This is a genomic window from Bacteroidales bacterium, assembly GCA_029210725.1.
In the GTDB taxonomy this organism is placed as follows: Bacteria; Bacteroidota; Bacteroidia; order Bacteroidales.
This window is the reverse complement of the sequence record JARGFM010000001.1, coordinates 1-14,621: the sequence shown is the minus strand read 5'-3', so window position 1 is coordinate 14,621 and position 14,621 is coordinate 1. Positions and strand designations below refer to the sequence as shown.

At 50.9% G+C, this 14,621-nt stretch carries 14 protein-coding genes; 3 read left to right on the top strand and 11 right to left on the bottom strand.

Annotated elements, in window-relative coordinates; translation table 11 throughout:
• Window positions 1-26 precede the first annotated feature (26 nt).
• Window positions 27-1,034 (bottom strand): aspartate-semialdehyde dehydrogenase, encoded by a 1,008-nt coding sequence (locus P1P86_00070; protein MDF1573574.1) that lies wholly within the window; start codon window positions 1,032-1,034, stop codon window positions 27-29.
• A gap of 205 nt (window positions 1,035-1,239) precedes the next feature.
• Between P1P86_00070 and P1P86_00065 the strand changes: the two genes are divergently transcribed.
• Window positions 1,240-3,681 carry a lamin tail domain-containing protein gene (locus P1P86_00065; GenBank protein MDF1573573.1) on the top strand — a complete coding sequence of 814 codons (2,442 nt, stop codon included), beginning with the start codon at window positions 1,240-1,242 and terminating at the stop codon, window positions 3,679-3,681.
• Here P1P86_00065 and P1P86_00060 read toward each other — a convergent pair.
• Genes P1P86_00060 through sppA form a run of 4 tightly spaced genes read right to left on the bottom strand, consistent with a single transcriptional unit; the run spans window position 3,647 to window position 8,532 of the window.
• Window positions 3,647-4,849, bottom strand: coding sequence for an MFS transporter (locus P1P86_00060; GenBank protein MDF1573572.1), 1,203 nt, complete (start codon window positions 4,847-4,849; stop codon window positions 3,647-3,649). The two genes, P1P86_00065 and P1P86_00060, sit on opposite strands and share 35 nt — an antisense overlap.
• Window positions 4,849-5,655, bottom strand: a complete 807-nt coding sequence (locus P1P86_00055) for a purine-nucleoside phosphorylase (protein MDF1573571.1) — start codon at window positions 5,653-5,655, stop codon at window positions 4,849-4,851. Before P1P86_00055 ends, P1P86_00060 begins: the two co-directional genes overlap by 1 nt.
• Complete coding sequence (lpxK, locus tag P1P86_00050; protein ID MDF1573570.1) at window positions 5,603-6,721, bottom strand: tetraacyldisaccharide 4'-kinase; 1,119 nt, start codon at window positions 6,719-6,721, stop codon at window positions 5,603-5,605. The genes P1P86_00055 and lpxK overlap by 53 nt, the downstream gene beginning before the upstream one ends.
• Before the next feature lie 38 nt (window positions 6,722-6,759).
• On the bottom strand, window positions 6,760-8,532 hold the full coding sequence (gene sppA / locus P1P86_00045; GenBank protein ID MDF1573569.1) for a signal peptide peptidase SppA: 1,773 nt from the start codon (window positions 8,530-8,532) through the stop codon (window positions 6,760-6,762).
• Window positions 8,533-8,602: 70 nt separating this feature from the next.
• Here sppA and folK point away from each other — a divergent pair, with 70 nt between their 5' ends.
• On the top strand, window positions 8,603-9,124 hold the full coding sequence (gene folK, locus P1P86_00040; GenBank protein ID MDF1573568.1) for a 2-amino-4-hydroxy-6-hydroxymethyldihydropteridine diphosphokinase: 522 nt from the start codon (window positions 8,603-8,605) through the stop codon (window positions 9,122-9,124).
• Here folK and P1P86_00035 read toward each other — a convergent pair.
• The 6 genes from P1P86_00035 to P1P86_00010 all read right to left on the bottom strand — a co-directional run bounded on the left by P1P86_00035 (window position 9,085) and on the right by P1P86_00010 (window position 14,117).
• Entirely contained in the window at window positions 9,085-9,558 is a 474-nt protein-coding gene (locus P1P86_00035) for a hypothetical protein (protein ID MDF1573567.1), read from the bottom strand. The genes folK and P1P86_00035 overlap by 40 nt on opposite strands.
• Window positions 9,559-9,571: 13 nt before the next feature.
• Complete coding sequence (gene radC / locus P1P86_00030; GenBank protein ID MDF1573566.1) at window positions 9,572-10,270, bottom strand: DNA repair protein RadC; 699 nt, start codon at window positions 10,268-10,270, stop codon at window positions 9,572-9,574.
• 140 nt (window positions 10,271-10,410) lie between these two features.
• Window positions 10,411-10,662 (bottom strand): 30S ribosomal protein S20, encoded by a 252-nt coding sequence (gene rpsT / locus P1P86_00025; GenBank protein MDF1573565.1) that lies wholly within the window; start codon window positions 10,660-10,662, stop codon window positions 10,411-10,413.
• Window positions 10,663-10,741: 79 nt separating this feature from the next.
• Window positions 10,742-11,938, bottom strand: a complete 1,197-nt coding sequence (locus tag P1P86_00020) for a hypothetical protein (protein MDF1573564.1) — start codon at window positions 11,936-11,938, stop codon at window positions 10,742-10,744.
• The gene (locus P1P86_00015) at window positions 11,935-12,579 is read right to left on the bottom strand and encodes an ATP-binding cassette domain-containing protein (protein MDF1573563.1); all 645 of its coding nucleotides are present in this window, start codon (window positions 12,577-12,579) and stop codon (window positions 11,935-11,937) included. The genes P1P86_00020 and P1P86_00015 overlap by 4 nt, the downstream gene beginning before the upstream one ends.
• A 23-nt stretch (window positions 12,580-12,602) precedes the next feature.
• Window positions 12,603-14,117 carry a DUF4836 family protein gene (locus P1P86_00010; protein ID MDF1573562.1) on the bottom strand — a complete coding sequence of 505 codons (1,515 nt, stop codon included), beginning with the start codon at window positions 14,115-14,117 and terminating at the stop codon, window positions 12,603-12,605.
• Between the two features lie 90 nt (window positions 14,118-14,207).
• On the opposite strand from P1P86_00010, the gene P1P86_00005 reads away from it, so the two are divergent.
• On the top strand, window positions 14,208-14,621 hold a 414-nt coding region (locus tag P1P86_00005), incomplete at its 3' end, for a hypothetical protein (protein ID MDF1573561.1).

Below are 14,621 nucleotides of genomic sequence, written 5' to 3'. Positions count from 1 at the left end.
AACCGGCTGAGAATCGGTCCGGCCCCTTAAACCAGGCCCTTTCCGATCATATATTCGGCGATCTGAACAGCATTCAGTGCTGCACCTTTTTTGATCTGGTCGCCAACGCACCAGAAGGTGAGCCCTTTTTCATTGGCCAGATCTTTGCGCAGCCTGCCTACAAAAATATCATCCTTGCCGGCCGATCCCAAGGGCATGGGATAAATGTTGTTTGCAGGATCGTCCTGCAGGGTGATCCCCTGTGCATTCCCGAGAGCCTTTCTTACCTGGTCCAGTTCAAGCGCCTCTTCCGTTTCCACCCAGATGGCCTCTGAGTGGTTGCGAAGGACCGGTACCCTGACACAGGTGGAACTCACCTGCATATCAGAATGCATGATTTTACGCGACTCGTTGTACATTTTCATCTCTTCACCGGTGTATCCGTTCTCTTTGAACACATCAACATGTGGGATCAGGTTGAGAGCCAGCTGATACTGGAACTTCTCGACGATAACCGGGTCGCCTGATACTATCTGGCGCATCTGTTGCTCCAGCTCGGTCATGGCAGCAGCCCCTGCGCCGCTGGCAGCCTGGTAAGTGGCCGCGTGAACCCGCTTAATGGGAGAGAGGTCGTGGATGGGTTTCAGGCAGACGACCATCTGGATGGTGGTGCAGTTTGGATTTGCCACAATGTTCCTGGGGAGCTTGTGCAGGTCCCCGGGGTTTACCTCGGGAACCACCAGGGGCACATCCTCATCCATCCGGAAGGCAGAGGAGTTATCGATCATGATGGTCCCGTATTTAGTGATCGTGGAAGCAAATTTTTTGGAAGTGCCTCCTCCGGCAGAAGTTAAAGCAATGTCAATGTCCTTAAAATCGTCGTTTTCCTTCAGCTCTTTTACGGTAAGGGTCTTTCCCATAAATGTGTACCGGGCCCCCGCACTGCGCGACGATCCGAACAATACCAGTTCATCCAGGGGGAAGGCTCTTTCCTCCAATACCCGCAGGAACTCCTGTCCGACGGCTCCGCTTACACCAACTACAGCTACTTTCATGCGCTCAATGATTAAATTAACAAAGTGCAAAAATCACCATTTTTTCTCTCTTATTATATTTTTTTCACTCTTTATTTTCCTGTATTCTTTCAAATTAGCAGGACAATACCAGTTTGACTTCGAAACTGATAGTCTGGCATGCCATGAAAACTGCTTATGTGAAGACTGGACTCAGCTGCCCCGGGAGCGGTGGTGCTGCGATTCCGTGGAGCCCCTTGAGGGGGGCTCTTCCCTGCACCACTGTTTTGATAATGTGCAGGAGGGGGTCGACTACCTGCTTCTGTGGCACCAGCCCCTGTCCTTTGCGGACACTTTCTCCCTCTCTTTCCGGATACGGCACAAGTATGCACCCAGTTCTCAAAATAACTGGCAAGTGGCTTTGGCAGCGGATGTCCGGAGTGAGCCCGAAGCGAAGATTTATCAGGGCATTGTGGCCGGGGTTAATTTCCAGGGTTCGGACGACCTGGTAAAGATCTGGAGGGTGGCGGAGGGGGAGATCTTTGAATTGTGTTCCACCTCTCTGAATTACCAGGAGCAGGTGGGTGGCGGGCTGGCTCCCCTGTTCAGATTACAGGGGGATGGAAGCGGACGGCTCGACCTTTACTACTCCCCCGATCCGGCCGGGCAGGAGCCGCAGTGGCTGTGCTCCTGCCACCCGGAAGAGTTTCCACAGGGCAGGCAATTTGTGCTTCGTTACAGTTACAGCTCCTCCAGGGACCAGGGTTTATGGATGGACCGCTTCCTCCTGGAAGGCCACTTCGGGATGGATACCATCGCACCGAAGGTCACCGGTTCGGCCCTGGTGGGGGAGAGGGATCTGCAGATAAGCTTTTCGGAAAGGGTGGTTCTTACGGATTCGAGCCACATCCTTTTGTTTTCTGAAGAGCGGCCCGGGGGAGTGGTTCCGGACAGCCTGAAGGAGCTGGGCGATAAATTTCTGCTCTCCTTTTCCGAGGCCTTCCCGAACCGGGTCCCCTGCCTTCTCCGGCTTTTCGGCCTGGCCGATCCGGATGGAAATCTGATGCCGGATACCCTGGTCCCGGTCCTGAGGAACGAAGCGCAATGGGGGGATTTGGTTTTTAATGAAGTAATGGCCGATCCCGAACCACCGCTTCGTTACGATACGGAATATCTGGAACTTTATAACAGGTCGGATTATTTGTGCAGCCTGGAGGGGTGGGAACTGAAGGTCAATGAGCGGACTTATCTGCTGTCTGCTTTCCTGCAGGAGATCGGCCCGCAGGAATTTGGAGTATGCCAGGGGATGACCCTTCCCAATGAAGGAGCTGTTTTGTCTCTATACAGCGGGGAGGGGACCCTGGTGCAAGCAACTGCCTACAAGCTTCCCTGGGACGGGCCCGGCTGGAAGAAGGAGGGAGGATGGTCGCTGGAATCGCCTGATCCGGATGACCTGTGCGGACTTACCGAAAATTGGAAATTTTCAAAGGATCCCGGAGGAGGAACACCGGGCAGGATCAATAGCATTCAGGAGCTCCTGCCGGACAGGACTCCCCCGGTATTGCTTTATGGCGGTCTGGGGGATCCGGGAGAGATGCAGCTGCACTTTTCTGAACCCTTACGTTTGGAAGAAACACAGGGATCGGCATTCCGGCTGAATCCGGGAGGAGCTGAACCGGTGTCTGTGGAGCTTCCCGGTCCACTCTCACAGACCCTTCACCTGAGTTTTGCGGAGGATTTTCAGGGGTGGCCTGCCTACCGGCTCTCCCTGCCCGGACTGAGCGATTGTGCGGGGAATCAATCGGCCGGCTCCGAGTTCCGGGCAGGAGCTGTTTCAGGTCCGGTCCCTGCATCCTTGGTGATAAATGAAATCATGTTCGATCCCGAAGAGGGAGACCCGGAGTATCTGGAGCTCTACCTGCCGGGAGACCGTTTTTATGACCTTAAGGACCTGGCTGTACACCTGCAGGAGAAGGAGGGGGTTCCCGATCATCCCGTCGCGCTCTCTTCATGCTCCAGGCTTGTTTTTCCCGGGCAGTACCTGGTGCTTACAGCTTGTGTGCCTCAGCTGACGGACCGCTACCAGCTGGAGGAAAGCGGTCAGTGGGTGGAGGTGGAGGAACTGCCCGCCATGAACAACAGCAGCGGGATCATTTACCTGACCGACCGGGCCGGACTGGTCGTGGATATGGCTGCATACAGTGAGACCCTGCATCTTGAGCTGCTGCAGGATCCCCGGGGGATCAGCCTGGAGCGGATCTCCGCGGACCGGCCGGGAAGTGATCCGGACAACTGGCACTCTGCAGCCTCCATCGCAGGCTATGCCACCCCCGGAAAGGAAAATTCCCAGAGATCAGCGGAGGGGGATAGCGGGGAATTACTGGGAGTGGAGCCCCAGGTGTTCAGTCCGGATAATGACGGCTACCAGGACCAGCTTCGCATTACCCTGGCTACGGGGGGATTCGACTGGGTGGTGGGATTGTGGATCAGCGATCTGGAGGGAAGGCGGATCAGAACCCTGGCCAACAACCATGTGGCAGCGCCCACGCTGACCTATACCTGGGACGGGGAGGGAGAGGACGGATCCATGCAGGCTATGGGATTTTACGTGATTCATGCCCGGGCATATCACCCCCCTACCGGGGAGCAATGGGTCAGGAGGAAGGCGGTTGGACTGGTTTACCGGTAGTCCTCTGCAAGCCTTTCCGGGTAAAAAGCACAATGATCACCGCACCAAATCCCAGGTAGGCGATAAAGCGGTAGGTGGGAAGGAATCCAAGCCTGTCGATGGCGGCACCCACCAGGGGGTAAACCATCACACTTACAAAAAAATTCAGGGTCATGTAGATGGAGTTCACGAATGCCTTCTTTTCCGTGTCCAGTTCCTGCACCGTGGCCAGCATCACCGAGGTGGGGGCGAAGATGAAAAAGCCCAGTGGCAGTAAGACAGGAAAGATCCAGAATCCTTCCAGCTTCAGGAACAATAAAGTCAGCAAGGGGGTAAAAACACTGATGATCAGCAGGGTACGGAACCGGCCTATTTTATCACTGATGGTCCCGGCAAACAAAGCCCCCATGGCACCTGCCAGCTGCAGGACCGTCAGGGCCAGCTCGGAATAGTGCAGGGAGTTTCCGGTGGAGGTAAGGAAGGTGGGCAGAAAGTAAGTAACAGAGGCCTTCAAACCCGCCTGAAAGAAGGTGAATCCTCCTGTGAGAACAAAGGCTGTTGAAAAACGCAGGAAGATCTTCCAGTAACTTCCTTCCTGATGTTTTCGGGGTGAAGAGGGCGGAGTAAACCGGGCTTTCCTGAACTGGAACCAGAGGACCATGGAGGCAATGATTCCCAGGGGCATCATTCTCCACATCCCTTCCAGTCCCCACCAGCTGATCACTCCCAGGACGATCATGGGACCGGCGGTCCGGGCCAGCTCCCCGCCTCCCATATAGTAACTCATCCCTTTCCCCACCCGGCTTCCGGAGACTTGTTTCACAATGACCGGAGTGGGAATGTGCCACAGGGTAGAACTGATTCCGGAAAAGAAAAGCAAAACGGCCAGCATGGTATAACCAGGGGCCAGGCCGATCAGACTCATAAACACGGCGGTCAGGGCCGGAGAGAAGATCACCATATGGCGCATCACCGGTCGCTCGGCAATGATGCCGATCAGTGGATTAAAGAGGGATGGAATCCGCTGGATCACCGCCAGCAGTCCGGTCATCCCGTAAGAGATACCGAGTTTATCAATGATCAGGGGCAGGGCCGGCGCCAGGAAGGCGGTGTAGCAATCATGTACAAAGTGGATCGCCGACATGGTCAGCACTCTCCCCTTTTCAAATCCGTCCCCGGCTTTTTGCATCAGCCGGTGATCATGTTGATGATCAACTCCGTGAGTTTGGGAGCCGTCTTTTCTGCGGCAGCAATCACATCCTGATGGGTGAGTTTCTGGATCTTTCCGGGAACACCCAGATCGGTGATTACCGAAACCGCAAAGATGGCAATTCCCATCTGGTGGGCGGCTATGACCTCAGGAACCGTCGACATGCCAACGGCATCCCCCCCGATAATCCGCAGGTACCGGTACTCCCCGGGGGTCTCCAGGGTAGGGCCCGTTACACCTACATAACACCCTTCCCGGATGGGTATCTGCAGCTTCTGAGAGAGGTCCCGGGCTTTTTGAAGCAGATCAGGATCGTAGGTCTGACTCATATCCGGAAACCTGGCGCCAAATCCGGGATCGTGTTTTCCAATCAAGGGATTGGGCATCAGGCAGATATGATCATTGATCAGCATGATATCGCCGATCTCGAAATCCGGGTTCATTCCCCCGGCAGCATTGGAGACCACCAGGGTCTTGATGCCCAGCAGCTTCATCACCCGTATGGGGAAGATCACCTCCTGCATCGCATACCCTTCGTAGAAGTGAAATCTCCCCTGCATCACCAGGATGCGTTTCTCTCCCAGCCGGCCGGAGATCAGCTTCCCTTCGTGTCCTTCAACTGTGGAAACCGGAAAATGAGGGATGGATTCGTAATCCACTACCTGTTCCACCTCCAGGTGATCCACTATTTTTCCCAGTCCGGTCCCCAGAATAATGGCTGTATCGGGGGTTTCATGAATCTGCTCCCTGATAAAGGAGACTGCTTCGTTTATTGCTGTTAACATAGTTCCATATTTGTCGGTCAAATTCATCTTTATCATCATTCAAAAAGTGGACATGGATGCGCACGGCATACATGGCCTCTTTCCACTCCACTTCCGGATTGAGACCCCGAAGCCTTACGGCATCCTTTTCGGTGGTCAGTACCAGGATCTCCCCATGCTGCTCCCTGAATTCCCGATAGTTGCGGGAGATCTTCTCCAGGTCTCTCCCGGAATAGGGGTGGTGGTCCGGAAAAGAGAGCTCACGGATGTTGGTGTTGATGCTTCTTGCATACTGGCGAAGAGGCCGGGGCCTGGCAATTCCCGATACAATCAGAACTCCCCCCGCATAATGTTTGAACCATGCAGCATCCTTTTTTCTGACTGCCGGAAATACCGGGGACAGATTCCCGTAGCGCATGCTTGTGAAATAGAGGTGCTGACCCAGGGTAAGGCCTGTCTCATTGGCATACTGCCTGAGCTCCAAGGGTTTGATTCTTTCGGGCGAACGGGTGACCAGAACGATATTGGCGCGGTGAAGGTTCCTGGCCGGTTCCCTCAGCATGCCGGCGGGCAGCAAATGGTCCTTGCCGATGGGGCGGGTGTAATCGACCAGCAGAATGGAGAACCCGGGTTTGACGGAGCGGTGTTGATAGGCATCGTCCAAAAGGATCACCTCCACCGAGGGATCCTCTTTCATTAACAATTGTATTCCGTTTGACCTGTTCCGGTCAACGGCAACGGTTATCCCCGGAAAACGCCGCTTCATCTGCAAGGGTTCGTCTCCGATTTCCTGAACGGAGGATTCCGGGCCGGCAATCCGGAAATCTCTGGTACTTCTTTTATAGCCCCGGCTCAGGGTGGCGACACGGAAATCTTTTTGAAGCAGCTCGGCCAGGTACTCCACATGCGGAGTTTTTCCTGTGCCTCCTGCCGTGATGTTCCCCACCGAGATCAGGGGGATGTTAAAGCCGGCAGATTTCAGAAACCCCGTATCATAAAGGTTGTTCCTGACCCAGATCACCAGGCCGTAGAGCCAGGAGAAAGGGATAAGAAGGACCTTCCAGTTATTCCGACCGGTTTTATTCATAGTTCATGATAGGTTTTCCAGGTCTGCCCTGCCTCTTATTAACGGAGTTCAATCTCGAAGGGCATGATGGCCTGTATGCCATGCATATTCCGGATCTCCTGAATCTTCCTGTAGTGTTTGTATTCTTCTCCGAGTTCGCGTTTCAGGATTTGCTCGGTCCGGGCCATGGAGCCCCCGGTAAGCTGTTTCATGATGGCTGCCATGGGGTCTTCAAGTCTGGGTAGCTCCTGCACCCGATAGCTCTCCAGTCCGGCCATCTCTGCGGCTACTTCGATAGATTTTTCCAATCCTCCAAACATATCAATCAATCCCAGGTCCAGGGCATCTGCACCTGCCCAGACCCGGCCTCCTGCTATGGCATCGATCTCCTCATAGGATTTATTCCTTCCTTCTGCCACTATATTCACGAAATTGATGTAGAAGTCATCAATCATTTTCTGAACGATCTGCCGCTCCTCAGGATCCAGGGGATCCAGGGCCGTGAGTATGTTGGCATTTTCATTGGTTTTTACCACCTCGGTGGTGATGCCTATTTTATCATTCATCAGTTTCTGAACATTGGGAAACATCCCAAATACACCGATGGATCCGGTAATGGTGCCCGGTCCGGCCAGGATGGTATCGGCAGGAGCGGCGATGTAATAACCACCTGAAGCCGCCAGGTCACCCATGGAAGCGATCACAGGTTTTACTTTCGCTGCCAGCATTACTTCCCGGTGTATAATGTCAGAGGCGGATCCGCTGCCTCCCCCGGAATTGATCCGGAAAACGATGGCTTTGACAGACTTGTCTCTCCGGGCCTTGCGAATGGCCTGGGAGATGCGTTCCGACCCGATGTATCCCTCACCCATATTTCCGTCCACCACGGCCCCGTAGGCATAAATAACCGCAATTTTGTCCCTGCTGAATTCCTTATCCTTCTTCTTTACAGTCGCATCCTTATAGTCCTTCAGGGAGACAGCCTCCAGATCGTCCTCCTCTTCCACTCCCAGGCGCTCTTTCATCCGGGCAAGCATCTCATCGTAATAGATGAGTCCGTCGATCATCCCGGTCTCTACCAGTTTTTCCGGGTCAATGCTTGCCAGTTCGTCGGCAATCTGGTTCAGCTTCTCTACGGAAAGGCCACGACTCGCAGAGATATCTTCCACGATCTTACCCCACAGGGCTCCCACATAACTTTCAATCTGCTCCCTGTTCTCTTCGCTCAGATCGTTACGCAGGAAAGGTTCGACGGCTCCCTTGTAGGATCCGTGCCTGATCACCTGCATTTCGACCCCGGCCTTTTCCAGGGCTTTTTTGTAGAACATGACCTGGGCGCTCATCCCGTTAAACAGGAACATTCCCTCAGGGGCCATAAACACACTGTCGGCCACTGAAGCCAGGTAATAGGATTTCTGGGTGTAGGCGCTGGAATAGGCGTAGATAAACTTCCCGCTCTCCTTAAAGTCCAGCATGGCCTCCCGGATCTCTCCCAGGGTGGCGATCCCGGCATTGATACCACCAAGATTCATAAAGATACCTTCAATGTTCTCATCGGTGCCGGCTTTCTTCAGGTCCTTCAGGATCTGGTTCAGCCCCATGGTTTCATCATACATGAAATTTCCTGAGAAAAGAAGCGCAAAAGGATCCTCCGTGGTGCGATCAAGAATTTGTGCATTAAATCTTGCCAGAAGCAGGGAGTTTTCCTTAACCTCCACGGGTGCTTTGGAGGTGGAGGCAGCAACTAGACCCATAAAAATTATAAAGACCAGAACAGTCATAATTAGCAGGCCTGTGATGGTAGCTAAAAGACTACTAAGAAAATTTTTCATATCTACTGATTTTGAAGCCGCAATGTACTAAAATTGTGCATGATAATAAATACCTTAGTGTGAAGAAAACATGAATCTGATATACCTTTCACTGGGAAGCAACCTGGGCAGGCGGGAACAAAACCTTAACGAGGCGGTGAAGCTGATTCAGCAAAGGATCGGCAGGATGGAAGCCATCTCTTCTTACTATGATTCGGAAGCCTGGGGATATACCAGTGAGAACAGGTTCTGTAACTGCTGTATTTCAATCAGAAGCGCCCTTGGGCCGCTTCCTTTACTGGATCTCTTGCAGGATATAGAAGCAGAGATGGGCAGGGGAAAGGGCGGAGCGGGTTACAGCGACAGGATCATTGATATTGATATGCTGCTGTACGGGCACATGCAGATGGATCATCCCCGCTTATCACTTCCTCATCCATCCATGGGAGACCGCAGGTTTGTCCTGGTTCCGCTGGCCGAAATGGCCCCTGAACTGATACATCCTGTTTCGGGAATAAGCATCCGTGAGATGTTGGAACAGTGTTCCGATCAGTCGGAAGTCCTGCCGGCAGGTCAGGACCTGTTCAGAAGAAGTTCATCCCAGAACATATAGAAAGCCGTATAGATGACCGACCAGATGATGTTGGAGCCAATCAGGTACAGAAATTTGGTTCTGGAGCTCCGGTAATACCGGACAAGCAGGAAGACGCCGACCGGGATGGAAAGAAGGAAGGGCGTAGACAGGGCAATGCCGGTAAGCCCGTATTTCTGCTTTATTCGAACGATCCTCCGGTTCCTGCGGGTGAAGGTCTTTTTTACCTTCTGCCTGTCCTCCGGGAGGGTCCTCCTGCATCTTCCGAATATCCTTTCCCACCAGGCAAGTACCTTTTCCGCCAGGAAGGCAAAAAAGTAGATTCCAACTATTCCTCCAAGGTTGGTCCACAGCAGGGTCTCCGCAAATGAAAACCTGAACTTCAGGACGACCAGCGGAAAGGTAGCTGCAAACTTAAAGGAGCTAAAGAGTATGGTCAGTAGAATCTGAATCAAAATACAAGAGTAGTTAGTGAATCAATCCTTCATCTGCGAAACTAAAATAGGACTTATCTGCTATAATAACATGATCCAATAGTTTAATTTCCAGCATTTCGGCCGCTTTTTTTAATTTCTCGGTGATTTTCACATCGGCATCGCTGGGTTGCATATTGCCCGAGGGGTGGTTGTGGCAAACAATGATGGAGGAGGCCAGGTTATCCAGGGATTTTTTCAGTATGATCCTGGTATCGATCACTGTCCCTGAGAGTCCGCCCTGGCTGACTTTATACCTTCCCAACACCCTGTTTGCCCGGTTAAGCATCAGCAGCCAGAACTCTTCATGTTCCAGGTCGCCCATCAGCGGATGAAAGATCCGGAAGACCGTTTCACTGGATTTAACCGGTATTTTTTCCGTATGCTGCATCCCCGCCCTCCTGCGGCCGAGTTCCAGGGCAGCCAGCAGAGTGATCGCCTTGGCCGGTCCAACCCCTTTAATTTTTACCAGATCGCTGATTCCCTGCCTTCCCAGTTGCTGCAGATTGTTCCCCGACTCTTTCAAAACGAAGCGGGCCAGTTCTACCGCTGTCATATTTTTTGTGCCCGAACCCAGCAAAATTGCCAGGAGCTCTGAATCGGAGAGGTAGTGGACCCCGTTGGCCATCACTTTTTCTCTGGGGCGCTCTTCCACTGCCCAGGTGGTCAGGGCGTGTGAGTTGTATTTGTTCATCTTCCTGTTTAACTCTTTGATATGCCGGAAGCAGAAACATCAGTGTGAATACCCCCCCCCTTCTCCGGAAGAATATTTAAATAAAAAAAGGCCCACCACCGGAAGTGGAAGGCCTTAAGAATATGGTGAGGTGAATGCTCTTACAGGCTGTTCACGTGCTTTGAAAGCTTCGACTTGAGATTGGAGGCCTTATTCTTGTGAATTACATTGTTCTTGGCAAGTCTGTCAAGCATGGAAACTACTTCTGAATACTGCTCTGTGGCGGCTTCCTTATCGGTAGTTCCACGCAGTTTTTTCACGGCGTTCCTTGTGGTCCTGGCGGAATACTTGTTATTTGCTCGCTTCGACTCTGCTTGCCTGATCCTCTTCTTCGCTGATAAATGATGTGCCATAATCGACTTATAAATTATTTGGGGATGCAAAAATAGTGATTAATTTGAATGATACAAACTATTTGCAGCAAAAATGGAGCTATTTGCATAGCTTTTTGGTACTTATCAGAATGGCGGCCACATTGGCCACAGATATCAGAAGGATCAGACCCAGGGCAGTGCCGTAAATGATCCCGTGAAGCGTGGGAGAGATATTGAGGCTCCAGGCTTCTGCGCTTTGTTGAATCTGACCGGCAAGCACGGAGGTAAGCAACAAAGAAAGCCCGGTAATTCCTGCCATTAGCAAAAGCAGTAAGAGGATATAGGGACGGCTGATCTCCCGGTAATGAAAGCCCAGTTTGCTGAGCCTCCTGATCTTATCTGAAGAGCGGCTGATCATCAGCTGCAGACTGAGAAGGAATACCAGGAATGCCAGTCCGATAATGATGGCAGCCACAATCACCAGAAAGCTGATTACAAATTTGAGGATGATATTCATCCGGCTGCTCTTCAGCTTTTCCCGGATGGTATCGTAACCTTTTTCCTCGATAAACCTGATGATGGAAGGATCGGTGGGATCTTTGGAGACCAGGATGACCTGAGACGGATCACTTTTCTTAAAGTATCCGTATTTCTTGTTGGCCCATTCCAGAAAATCGAGCGGAACAAGAATAGAGTTCACACGATTACTGAAGCCCACTATGCGACCCTGGTAGTCTTCATAGTTTCCGCGTCCCTGACCTCTCAGCCTCAATTTGAAATTGATCATGGAAACAACCCCCTTGGGAATCTGGGGAAGTCCCTGGCTGGGGGCAAAGCCAAAGTTATAAAGGTTCAGGTAATCCTGCGGAATGATTACCGGGATAGTTCCTTCCTCAGGATCCCATTGCCAGTCTTCCGATTTCACATCGATGAATTCATCGGGGATCGCTTCAAAGAAAAGTTCGGTGATAAAATCGGGGAAGCGATCATTCTCGGTAAAGGCGCTTACGGGAAACTCATTAGAGATGAAAGCTGCCACCTGGTCGGCAAAGGGCTGGGCTTCGATCTCCCGTATCTCTTCCTCGGTGAATCCACTTATGTCGAGCCCCAGGGTCTGACCGATATTTACTTTCTTATTTATAACAATATATTCCGGATCGAGCAGGTCCCTGTTTTCTGTAAGGACAGATTTAATATCCATGTAGAACTGAATACCTGCCAGCAAAAGAACAAATCCTGCCAGGGTTCCCAGGAATGCTCCCAGAAGGTGGGCCCTGCTATGATCTTTCCACAGTATCCGGTAGATGAGCCTCATAGTTTTAATCTTGCAAGAGTATCTGGAAGGTCCGTTTTATTGAGAGAAGTCAGGATCAATCCGGCCCGGCGCGCTTCACACTCCTGGCGGATCAGCTGGTAGGCTGCGAGACTGTTTTCCCGGTCCATGTGGCTGAAACATTCATCGGCCAGCAGGAAATTGAAGGGTTGACAGAGTGCGCGAATAATGGCCACTCTCTGTTGCTGGCCAAAGGAAAGAATCCCGGCTTTTCGTTTCAGAAAAGGCTCAATTCCCAGCATCCCGGCCATCTCCAGGATTCTGTCGTTCGTCTGGTAAGCGGTCAGCTCATTTTTCAAACGGATGTTTTCCAGGGCAGTCAGATCTTCAAACAACTCAAGCCCCTGAAAGATAAAAGAGAGTCTGTTTTTCCGGTAAGACGACCATTCCTTCAGGGAGAGGCTTCTAAGATCCCGGTCATCTATGAAGACCACCCCCTGGTAATCGGTCCGAAGGCCATAAATGACAGAAAGGAGGCTTGTTTTTCCTCTTCCCGAGGAAGCTTCGGCCACATAGCTCTTACCCTGCTCGAGCAACAGGGAATCTGCTTCCCAGACTTCGGAGCCGGAGGTGTCCTGCTCCAGCATCGGCAGGGGTATCATCTTTTCGAGCCGGATGGTCATGTACTGCAATTCAGTTCCAGGCCTTATTCCGGAGAGTCAATAACTTTCATGATGGTATACAAACTGTTCTCCGATGGGTCGCTGGTTTTTAATAAGGCCCTGTTTTTGTAGTTTCCGGCGCTTACACCCAGGTAATCAAAAGGACCGGTAATACGTGACACCCATTGCTGAGCCCCGGACCTCTGGGCAAGCAGACCCTGGATCATGGCAGGGTATTTGGGAAGGTCCAGATTCACATACATTCCAAAGGAACCATCGGTAAAATCACCAAACCTGGATTTGGTCAGCGGAGTATCATGGCTTCCGTCCTTCACGGCTTCCTTATATCCTTTTGAATTGGTGATTACCAGGACATCGTTCAGGATACCGCTGTATATTTCGTTACCCTGGATGTTTATGATGAAGAAATCGCCCTCCTCTTCCACGGCTGCAAGCCCCTGAACTGTTTCCATGAGTTTTTCCTGCAAAGCCTGGCCGTTGACTCCGATTCCCAGGTAGAGTTCCAGCGGGATCATGGCTTCACCTTCCACTCCGTTAATGGCAATAGTAAAATCGCCGGAAAGGGCATCCAGAAGATCCTGGATCTCCATTCCGGTAACCATCTCGACCTTATTACTGACTGTATCAAGTTCCGGATTGGCAAACTTCCCGGCCATCTTTTGTGCTTTAGCCATGTCCACGGAACCAGCCAGAGCCATTAAAAGTTGACCCCCGGGAGCCAGATTCAGCATGTCTTTATTGAGAGCCGGTTTCATGACCAGGAATTCCTCGATATTTTTTTCAACTTCTTCGCTGAAATGAGTCTCCCCGTTAATATTCATAGCCCCGTTGGCAAAATCCACATAGATTTGTGCATAATTATTGTAAAGAGCCACCGGAATATCAGGCATTCTGTCGCCCGCCATCATCTCGATGATATCAAACATTTCATCGGAAGATACCCAGAGATTGAGGTCCTTCATTTTCCCCAGGAAATCTTTGAAATCGACCAGACTGGTAATGGACTCTTCTTTAACCGGACTGAACATATGATCCAGGGATTCAATAAAGTAGGATGTTTCAAATTCATCATGATCCGGGGAGACCAGTAAAATCATCTGCTTGTTGTTCCAGGCAATTACCCCTTCCTTGTCAGGCTGGATCCAGGTGTAATCCTCCCTGATCTGAAACTCTTCACTGATTCCTTCCTTAATTCCGGAGAGCGTGGATTTGAATTTATTCACATCTTTCATTCCTGCGACCACTCCTAAAACCGGGGCTTCCTCTTCCATCTTCACGAAAACAAAAGCATACTCATTCATCAAAAGACCGGTGCTCAGAGGATTTTCAAGGATCTGCCCCCAGATTTCATCTTTCATTTTTTCCTTGATGGAGGTAAAAGAATTGATCTTACCTTTTGTATGAATTTGCATCGGATGCAGCGAGAGTACTGCAATGGCATCATCCGGTATGCTGTGCACAAAGTCAGGGGTCTTTTTCGAACAGGAAGTCAGGACCAGTGCGGCTACCCAAAGGAATACTAACGATAATTTTTTCATGGATGTGTGGTTTGGCTAATTAACGGGATAAAGATACAACCTGTTGTGCTATTAAAAACTGTTTATAACTCTTATAAAAAAAGATTGCGCATGTTACTGTATTTCAGTAAATTAAAGGAAGTATTCAACCAAAAACACTCCTTTATCATGCACCATCTCAAATCAAATTTCGACAAGATTTTGAACATTACAAAATCGTTTTTTAAAGGCTCTATTGATGCTGACTATAACTATTACATCTATCCTAACAAGCCCAAAATGTCTGATTGTGAAATAATTGCACTTTCATTACTGGGTGAAACTATCGGTATTGACAGTGAGAACTACCTGTTTGGGAAGATCAAATCTGATCATATCAACGATTTTCCCAATCTCATACACAGAAGCCCCTTCAATCGAAGAAGGCGGCGACTGGGAGACTTGATTGCAAGATTAAACGACCGGATCGCTTCCCTATTGAATGAAGGTGAAAACATCTATCTACTTGACTCAATACCGGTACCC

Bases quoted from the DNA above. Each gene is read 5' to 3' on its own strand.
- P1P86_00070 (MDF1573574.1), bottom strand. From the start codon at position 1,034: ATGAAAGTAGCTGTAGTTGGTGTAAGCGGAGCCGTCGGACAGGAGTTC.
- radC (MDF1573566.1), bottom strand. From the start codon at position 10,270: ATGAACAAATACAACTCACACGCCCTGACCACCTGGGCAGTGGAAGAG.
- folK (MDF1573568.1), top strand. From the start codon at position 8,603: ATGAATCTGATATACCTTTCACTGGGAAGCAACCTGGGCAGGCGGGAA.
- P1P86_00055 (MDF1573571.1), bottom strand. From the start codon at position 5,655: ATGTTAACAGCAATAAACGAAGCAGTCTCCTTTATCAGGGAGCAGATT.
- P1P86_00020 (MDF1573564.1), bottom strand. From the start codon at position 11,938: ATGAGGCTCATCTACCGGATACTGTGGAAAGATCATAGCAGGGCCCAC.
- P1P86_00060 (MDF1573572.1), bottom strand. From the start codon at position 4,849: ATGCAAAAAGCCGGGGACGGATTTGAAAAGGGGAGAGTGCTGACCATG.
- rpsT (MDF1573565.1), bottom strand. From the start codon at position 10,662: ATGGCACATCATTTATCAGCGAAGAAGAGGATCAGGCAAGCAGAGTCG.
- P1P86_00015 (MDF1573563.1), bottom strand. From the start codon at position 12,579: ATGACCATCCGGCTCGAAAAGATGATACCCCTGCCGATGCTGGAGCAG.
- lpxK (MDF1573570.1), bottom strand. From the start codon at position 6,721: ATGAATAAAACCGGTCGGAATAACTGGAAGGTCCTTCTTATCCCTTTC.
- sppA (MDF1573569.1), bottom strand. From the start codon at position 8,532: ATGAAAAATTTTCTTAGTAGTCTTTTAGCTACCATCACAGGCCTGCTA.
- P1P86_00010 (MDF1573562.1), bottom strand. From the start codon at position 14,117: ATGAAAAAATTATCGTTAGTATTCCTTTGGGTAGCCGCACTGGTCCTG.